The sequence below is a fragment of the Brevundimonas sp. P7753 genome (genome assembly GCF_013386595.1).
In the GTDB taxonomy this organism is placed as follows: Bacteria; Pseudomonadota; Alphaproteobacteria; order Caulobacterales; family Caulobacteraceae; genus Brevundimonas; species Brevundimonas bullata.
Genome location: NZ_JACARP010000140.1, coordinates 1 through 7636 on the forward strand (window position 1 = coordinate 1; position 7636 = coordinate 7636).

Here is a 7636-nt window from a genome sequence, read left to right on the forward strand (position 1 = left end):
GTTCCACGGGGCCGAGGGGCTGGGGGATCTGGAGCCGTTCGAGCCCGTCGCGCCGGCGGGCGAGGGGACCTCGGTGGAGGCTATCGTGCGGCGGGTGATGGAAAAGCCTGCGGGCAGCGTGGCGCTAATCGTCATGGGGCCGATGACCAATCTGGCCCTGGCCATGCGGGCCGAGCCGAGGCTGGCGGGGCATCTGGGGCCAGTCGTGGTCATGGGCGGGGCGCGCTCGGAAGGCGGCAACATCACCGCCTCGGCCGAGTTCAACATCTGGGCCGACCCCGACGCGGCGGCCGAGGTCTTCGCCTCGGGTTGTCGAATGATCGTCATGGGCCTGGACGCCACCCATCAGGTGCGCGCGACCGAGGACCGCATCAGGGCCATCGAGGCGGTGGACACGGGCTCGGCGCGGGCGTCGGCGGCCATGCTGCGCTTTTCGCAGCGGACCGAGCGCGAGATCGTCGGCTGGGACGCCGGGCCGCTGCATGATCCCTGCACCGTGGCCTGGCTGCTGAAACCCGAGCTGTTCGAGCTGGCGCCGTGCCGCATCGATGTGGAGACCGAGAGCGATCTGACGCGCGGCCATACGGCGGTGGAGTTCCGCGTCGAGGCCGCGACGGCCAAACATTTCTGGGCGAAAAAGGCGGATGCGGACGGGGTTTTCGACCTGATCGCCGAGAGACTGGGAGAATGGCAATGAGGATCACCGTCGTCGGGTCGATCAATCTGGACATGGTGGCGTCCGCGCCCAGTCTGCCCGCGCCGGGCGAGACGGTGACGGGGGCGATCCTGGCCCGTCATGCTGGCGGCAAGGGCGCCAATCAGGCGCTGGCGGCGCGGCGTCTGGGCGCCGAGGTCAGCCTGATCGGGCGGGTCGGCGAGGACGAGATGTCGGGCGCGGCCGTGGCCCTGATGCTGGCGCACGGGGTGGACCTGTCGGGGGTCGAGACGGACATCGCGGCCCCGACGGGGGTGGCCCTGATCGCGGTTGATCCCAGCGGGGAGAACCAGATCGTGGTGGCCGCCGGGGCCAACCACTTCGTCACGCCGGAACAGCTGCCGGCGCGGATCGAGACGCCGCTGATCGCCCAGCTGGAGCTGCCGATCGAGACGGTCGAGGCGGCGGTGGGACGGGCGACGGACTTTGTCTGCGTGAATCTCGCGCCCGCTGCGCCGGTGTCGGAGGCCCTGCTGCGGCGGGCCGACCTGATCGTGGTCAACGAGACCGAGGCCGCCTTCTATGGCGAGGCCCTGCACGTCGGCGGCGGGCTGGTGGCGGTGACGAAGGGGGCGCGCGGCGCGGTCATGTACCGGCGCGGGGTGGAGATGGCCTGGGCCGTGCCGCCGCGCGTCGAGGCGGTGGATGCGACCGGCGCGGGCGACGCCTTCGTCGGGGCCATCGTGGTGGCCCTGCTGGACGGGATGACGCCGGATGCGGCGCTGCACTTCGCCTGTGCGGCGGGGGCGCTGGCGGCGACGCGGCCGGGGGCGCAGCCGTCGCTGGGGACGCGGGACGAGGTGGAGGGGTTGCTGGCGGGCGCCTGAGATTCTCCCTCCCCGTTCGGGGAGGGTGGTCGCGCAGCGACCGGGTGGGGAGGGCAAGGCGATATGGGGCGCGGCGCTTGATTTGCCGAAGCGCCCCCACCCGTCTGCCGCTACGCGTCAGCCACCCTCCCCATGAAGGGGAGGGAGAAAGGGCGTTAGAACTGGATCACCTGCCGCACCGCCTGACCGTCGGCCAGGGAGTCGAAGGCGGCGTTGATGTCGTCGAGCGCCAGGACGCCGCTGAGCAGGCGGTCGACCGGCAGGCGACCCTGGCGGAAGAGGGCGACGTAGCGGGGGATGTCACGCACGGGCACGCAGGTTCCGATGTAGGAGCCCTTCAAGGTGCGTTCTTCGCCGACGAGGGAGACGACGTTGACGGCGAGGGCGGCCTCGGGCGGGGGCAGGCCGGCGGTGACGGTGGTTCCGCCGCGCCGGGTCATGCGCCAGGCGCTGTCGAGGGCACGGACCGAGCCGGCCATTTCGAAGACGAAGTCGGCGCCGCCATTGGTCAGGGCGCGGACCTGATCGACGGCGTCGGCATCGGCGGCGTTGACGGCCTGAACCACGCCCTCGGATGCCAGCGCGCGGGCCAGGGCCAGCTTGTCCTCCGACAGATCGACGGCCACGATCGGCGAGGCGCCCGAGGCCAGGGCGCCGAGGACGCTGGCCAGGCCGACGCCGCCGAGGCCGACGACCACGGCCGACTGGCCGGCGCGGAGACCCGCCGTGTTCACCACAGCCCCGACGCCGGTCAGCACGGCGCAACCGAACAGGGCGGCGTGCTCGAACGGCAGGTCGGGGTCGATCCTGACCAGCGAGCGGCGCGAGACCACGGCGTGCTCGGCGAAGGCGGAGCAGCCGAGGTGGTGGTTCAGGGTCTCAGTCCCGGCGTGCAGGGCGCGGCGGCCGGTCAGCAACTCGCCCCGGCCGTTGGCGGCGGCGCCCGGTTCGCACAGGGCAGGGCGGCCCTCGGCGCAGGGGCTGCAGTGGCCGCACGACGGCATGAAGACCATGACGACGTGGTCGCCGATCTGGAGGTCGGTGACGCCGGGGCCGAGGGCCTCGACCACGCCTGCCGCCTCATGCCCCAGGGCCATGGGCAGGGGGCGGGGGCGGTCGCCGTTGATGACGCTGAGGTCGGAATGGCACAGGCCCGCAGCCTTGATGGCGACCAGAACCTCGCCCGGACCAGGATCGTCGAGGGTGAGGGTCTCGATGCTCAGCGGGCGGCTGTCGGCATAGGGGCGCGCGGCGCCCCTGTGGCGCAGGACGGCGGCGCGGGTGGTGGTCGGCATGGTCAGGGCTCCCATCTGCTGGCAGGCTAGGCGCATGACGTAGCGGAGGCCAAGGGGCGGCGATGACGGAGCGGATCAGGGGCAGGCGCGGCGACTATGGGCGGTTCGTGCGGCTGACGACGCGGTGGGCGGACAACGACGCCTATGGCCACGTCAACAACGTCGCCTACTATGCCTTCATCGACACGGCGGTGAACCAGATGCTGATCGAGGCGGGGCTGCTGGACGTGACCGGGTCCGAGGTCATCGGGGTAGCGGCCGAATCAGGCTGTCGGTTTCACGCCTCGGCGGCCTATCCCGACGTGATTCACGCCGGGGTGCGGGTCGGACGGCTGGGATCGTCCAGCATCCGCTACGAGATCGGACTGTTCCGCAACGATGAGGATGAGGCGACGGCCGAGGGCTTTTTCGTCCACGTCATGGTGCGGCGCGCGACGATGCGGCCCGCAGCCATCCCGGAGGCGCTGCGGGCGTTTCTGGAAGGGCAGGCCTAGCGCTCGTCGTACTGGCGCAGCAGGAACAGGGTTCCGACCGCGGTCAGGGCACCCAGGGCGAAGGCGGCGACGATGGAGCCGGTAGCGGCGGCGGTGGAGACCGTGACCGGGCGCTTGGCGTACCATTCGACGATTTCGCCGGCGTGGGCGTGGTCGATGCCTTCATCGTAGGCGTCGTCCAGATAGGTGTCGTCGGCGGCCATCAGCGTCTCCTCGTTACAGGCCTGCGCTAAATCCCCGGCGCAGTCGGGCGGTTCCCTGTCGTGACAGAGGATCACACTTCCAGTAAAGCCCTCGCCTCACGTTTCAGAAATCTGGCAGCGAGATTCATGGCCGGCCACTCGAAATTCAAGAACATCATGCACCGCAAGGGGCGCGCCGACGCTCAGCGCTCCAAGCTGTTCTCCAAGCTATCGCGCGACATCACCGTGGCCGCCAAGAACGGGATGCCCGACCCGGCGCTGAACCCGCGCCTGCGTCTGGCGGTCAACAACGCCAAGGCGGAAAGCCTGCCCAAGGACGTGATCCAGCGGGCGATCAACAAGGCCTCGGGCGGCGACGTCGATACGATGGAAGAGGTCCGCTATGAGGGCCGGGGTCCCGGCGGCGTCGGCATCATCGTCGAGGCCCTGACCGACAACCGCAACCGTGCGGCTTCGAACATCGGCGCGGCCTTCAAGAAGAACGGCGGCGCACTGAGCGAGATGAACTCGGTCGCTTTCATGTGGGATAAGGTCGGCAAGATCACCTACAAGGCCGAGGCGGGCACCGAGGACGAGGTCATGGAAGCCGCCATCGAGGCCGGCGCCCAGGACGTCGAGAGCGATCTGGTCAAGCCGGACATCTATGAGGACGCGCCGGGCCATACGATCTGGACCGCCTATGAAGACCTGAACGAGGTGGCCGAGGCCATGTCCAAGGTGCTGGGCGATCCCAAATCGACCGCCATCGTGTGGAAGCCGCAGACCGAGGTCGCGGTGACGGGCGAGGCCGTGGGCACCCTGTTCAAGCTGCTGGACGCGCTGGACGCCGAGGACGACGTGTCGGCGGTCTATTCCAACGAAGACGTCTCGGACGAAGACGCGGCCAAGTACGCGGGCTGATCCTTACGAGGGACAGTCCTGCCAGTCCTGGTCCGGCTCGGCGGCCATGAGGTCGCCGAGCGTCGGCAGGTTGCGTTCCGCATCGGCGCTGACGGTGATGTAGGACAGGGCCGAGGCGGTCGGGGCCTCGCGCCGATAGACCGTCAGGGCGAAGGGGGCGTGGCCGGGGGCATCGACGCGCCAGACGCCGTTGCTCTCGCCCGCGCCCAGGGCGTAGCAGCCGATCGGATAGACCTGTGCGCCGCGCACACGCAGGGCCTCGACCGGGTCATAGGGGATGGGCTGGCCCGTCGCCGACCAGTTGAAGATGATCCGCGTCGTCGGCGTGCGCGTGACCTCGACATTCAGACCCGCCAACTGACCCTGTGACGGGGAGGTCCAGCGCACGATGGACGCCCTGCGCTGAACATCGGCGGGGTCGAGCGCGGACGGGGTTCCGGCGACGAAGACCGACAGGATGGCGTCGAGCATGGGATTGGCGCGGTTGAGGGCTATCCACTGCTCACCGCAGTCGCCCAGAGCATAGCTCTGCATATTGGCGGTTTCGGCCACGGCGTGGGCCAGGGTGCAGCGCTCCATGAACTGATCGCGCGTTTCCTGGGCGGCGGCGGGCGTCGTCGTGAGGGGAAGCAGGCAGGCGAGGGAGGCGACGAACAGGGCGGCGCGCATGGCGGCTTCCTTTCGGCTATCGCGGATCGTCCAAGAATGCGCCTTGCGGAGCCTGTGAGCAAGCGGAGCCGTCTGGAGGGGAACGGGGGCGGACGGCTGACCGTTGCCGTGGGATGGACCTGTCAGAGATCGAGAGTTTCGCCCTGCCCATCCTGGGCGCCGTCGTGGCCGGAGGGCTGATCGGGTTTGAGCGCGAGTGGCGCGGCCGGGCGGCGGGGTTCCGCACCCATATCCTGGTCAGTCTGGCCTCGGCCCTGCTGATGCTGGCGGCCATGGGACAGGCGGATTGGGCGTTTCGCGCCCTGCCGGACGAGAACATCGTCACCGACCCGACGCGGATGGCGCACGGGGTGCTGACCGGCATCGGCTTCCTGTGCGCAGGGGTGATCTTTCGCACCGGGTTTTCCATCCATGGACTGACGACGGCGGCGAGCCTGTGGATCACCTCGGCCATCGGCCTGTTGTTCGGGGCGGGGCTGTTCACCCTCGGCGTCGTGGGGACGGTGGTCACGGGACTGATCCTGATGGGGTTGCGGCTGGTCAGCGTGCGGTTGCCGGCGCGGGTGCTGACCGATGTCGAGGTGCGCTGGCGGCGCGACGGGCCGTCGCCCGAGGCCGAGGTCGAGGCGGCGCTGAAGGCCATCGACGCCACGCCGCACCATGACCGCTTCGAGCTGATCGACGGCGGGGCGACGGTGCGGCGTAGCTGGCGCATCAAGGCCGGGAGCGAGGCCGAGCTGAAGACGCTGGCGGCGCGGCTGTGCGCCCTGCCGGGGGTGACGGACTACCTGCTGGACCCGCGGGATGATTGAGCGACGCGGCCCTCTCCCTCCCCTTCATGGGGAGGGTGGCTGAGCCCGCAGGGCGAAGTCGGGTGGGGGCGCTTTGGCAAATCAAGCGCTGTGCTCCGTATCGCCAGGCCCTCCCCACCCGGTCGCTGCGCGACCACCCTCCCCATGAAGGGGAGGGAGAGGGGTGGCTTGCCGCTACCAGCGGCGCGGTCCACGGTGGGCGGTCCTGTGCAGCTTGAGAGGCGGACATGACGGTAGATTGGGCGCTGGTCGCGCCGGTGGCGGCGGCGATGACGGCGGGCGGTCTGATCGGGATCGAGCGGACCTATCACGGGCATCCGGCGGGGTTCCGCACCCATATCCTGGTCTGCATGACGTCCTGCGTCCTGATGCTGGCGGCCATGCATCAGTCGACCTGGGCCTTCGTCGCCCTGCCGGATCAGAGACTGGTGATCGACCCCACCCGGATGTCGCACGGCATCCTGACCGGCATCGGCTTCCTGTGCGCCGGGGTCATCTTCCGCGAGGGGTTTTCGGTGCATGGCCTGACCACAGCGGCGTCGCTGTGGACCACCTCGGCGGTCGGGGTGATGTTCGGCATCGGCATGTGGGACCTGGGGCTGATCGCCGGCGGCGCGACCCTGCTGGTGCTGGCCATCCTGCGCTTCCTGGACGCGCGTCTGCCGCACGTGGGGGTGATGGACGTGACCCTGCGCTGGACGCGGGGGGCGGCGCCGGATGAGGCGGTGCTGCGCGGCCTGCTGGCCGACAGCGGACTGAAGCCGGTGCGCATCGGCCATGTGGTCAGCCACGACGGCCTGATCCACGAACACCACATCAAGGCGCGGGGGCCGATGCCGCTGCGGGTCCATGATCTGTCGATGCGGCTGGGGGAACAGACGGGGCTGGCGGGGTTCTCGGTCATGCCGAGGGACGATTGAGGGGACGACTGAGGCTGGCCGTCATCAGCCTGCCGTCATCCCGGGGCCGCGCAGCGGAACCCGGGACCTAGGCGGCGGCGCATGTACGGCCATGGCTTGCCTGTAGCTGAGGCCTGGGTCCCGGATCGGCCTGACGGCCGTCCGGGATGACGGAAACCGGCGCATAGTCTCGCGGTCATTGTTCGCTAACCCTCTTTGGGGCATGACTGGAACGAATGACGAACGTATCGACTCGAATCCTGGGGCTGGACCCCGGTTTGCGCCGCACCGGCTGGGGCGTGATCGAAAGCGAGGGCAGCCGCCTGCGCTGGATCGCGCATGGTGTGGTGGCGCCCGCAGAGAAGGCGCCTTTTCCCGAACGGCTGCTGCATCTGCTGGAGGAGGTGGGGTCGATCTGCGCCGCCTATGCCTGTGACGAGGCGGCGATCGAGGAGGTCTTCGTCAACATGAACGGGGCCTCGACCCTGAAGCTGGGCCATGCGCGGGCGGCGGTCATGCTGGCCCCTGCAAGAGCGGGCTTGAGCGTGGCGGAGTACGCCCCCAGCCTGGTCAAGAAGGCCGTGGTGGGCGCCGGCCAGGCGGACAAGAGCCAGGTGGCCTTCATGATCAAGCGGCTGTTGCCTGCGGCGGGCGACGTGAAGGCGGACGCGGCGGATGCGTTGGCGGTGGCGATCACCCATGCGCACCATCGGCGGAGTTTGAGTTTGACGGCGAGTTTGAGGGGCGCGGCATGATCGGGATGCTTCTTTCCTCCCCATTTCATGGGGAGGTGGCGCGGACGCGCAGCGGCCGTGACGGAGG

General features: G+C 69.7%; 10 protein-coding genes. 7 read left to right on the forward strand and 3 right to left on the reverse strand.

Annotated elements, in window-relative coordinates; translation table 11 throughout:
• Both HX774_RS18355 and HX774_RS18360 read left to right on the forward strand, forming a co-directional pair.
• The coding region (locus tag HX774_RS18355; protein WP_178828882.1) for a nucleoside hydrolase at nucleotides 1–697 on the forward strand (697 nt) is incomplete at its 5' end.
• The gene (locus tag HX774_RS18360) at nucleotides 694–1542 is read left to right on the forward strand and encodes a ribokinase (RefSeq protein ID WP_178828883.1); all 849 of its coding nucleotides are present in this window, start codon (nucleotides 694–696) and stop codon (nucleotides 1540–1542) included. The genes HX774_RS18355 and HX774_RS18360, both read left to right, overlap by 4 nt.
• Nucleotides 1543–1697: 155 nt before the next feature.
• Here the strand turns inward: HX774_RS18360 and HX774_RS18365 are convergent, their stop codons facing one another.
• Nucleotides 1698–2837 (reverse strand): zinc-dependent alcohol dehydrogenase family protein, encoded by a 1140-nt coding sequence (locus HX774_RS18365; RefSeq protein WP_178828884.1) that lies wholly within the window; start codon nucleotides 2835–2837, stop codon nucleotides 1698–1700.
• 62 nt (nucleotides 2838–2899) lie between these two features.
• Here HX774_RS18365 and HX774_RS18370 point away from each other — a divergent pair, with 62 nt between their 5' ends.
• Complete coding sequence (locus HX774_RS18370) at nucleotides 2900–3331, forward strand: thioesterase family protein (RefSeq protein WP_178828885.1); 432 nt, start codon at nucleotides 2900–2902, stop codon at nucleotides 3329–3331.
• On the opposite strand, the gene HX774_RS18375 is transcribed toward HX774_RS18370, so the two are convergent.
• A complete protein-coding gene (locus HX774_RS18375; protein WP_184269869.1) occupies nucleotides 3328–3534 on the reverse strand; it encodes a hypothetical protein in 207 nt (68 codons plus the stop codon). The two genes, HX774_RS18370 and HX774_RS18375, sit on opposite strands and share 4 nt — an antisense overlap.
• 126 nt (nucleotides 3535–3660) lie before the next feature.
• Here HX774_RS18375 and HX774_RS18380 point away from each other — a divergent pair, with 126 nt between their 5' ends.
• The gene (locus HX774_RS18380) at nucleotides 3661–4434 is read left to right on the forward strand and encodes a YebC/PmpR family DNA-binding transcriptional regulator (protein ID WP_114818538.1); all 774 of its coding nucleotides are present in this window, start codon (nucleotides 3661–3663) and stop codon (nucleotides 4432–4434) included.
• Between the two features lie 3 nt (nucleotides 4435–4437).
• Here the strand turns inward: HX774_RS18380 and HX774_RS18385 are convergent, their stop codons facing one another.
• A complete protein-coding gene (locus HX774_RS18385; protein ID WP_178828886.1) occupies nucleotides 4438–5103 on the reverse strand; it encodes a hypothetical protein in 666 nt (221 codons plus the stop codon).
• A gap of 113 nt (nucleotides 5104–5216) precedes the next feature.
• Between HX774_RS18385 and HX774_RS18390 the strand changes: the two genes are divergently transcribed.
• From HX774_RS18390 to ruvC, 3 genes are all read left to right on the forward strand, one after another.
• The gene (locus HX774_RS18390) at nucleotides 5217–5915 is read left to right on the forward strand and encodes an MgtC/SapB family protein (protein ID WP_178828887.1); all 699 of its coding nucleotides are present in this window, start codon (nucleotides 5217–5219) and stop codon (nucleotides 5913–5915) included.
• 227 nt (nucleotides 5916–6142) lie between these two features.
• Nucleotides 6143–6835, forward strand: coding sequence for an MgtC/SapB family protein (locus tag HX774_RS18395; protein ID WP_178828888.1), 693 nt, complete (start codon nucleotides 6143–6145; stop codon nucleotides 6833–6835).
• 215 nt (nucleotides 6836–7050) lie between these two features.
• Nucleotides 7051–7569 carry a crossover junction endodeoxyribonuclease RuvC gene (ruvC, locus tag HX774_RS18400; protein WP_178828889.1) on the forward strand — a complete coding sequence of 173 codons (519 nt, stop codon included), beginning with the start codon at nucleotides 7051–7053 and terminating at the stop codon, nucleotides 7567–7569.
• Nucleotides 7570–7636: the final 67 nt, after the last annotated feature.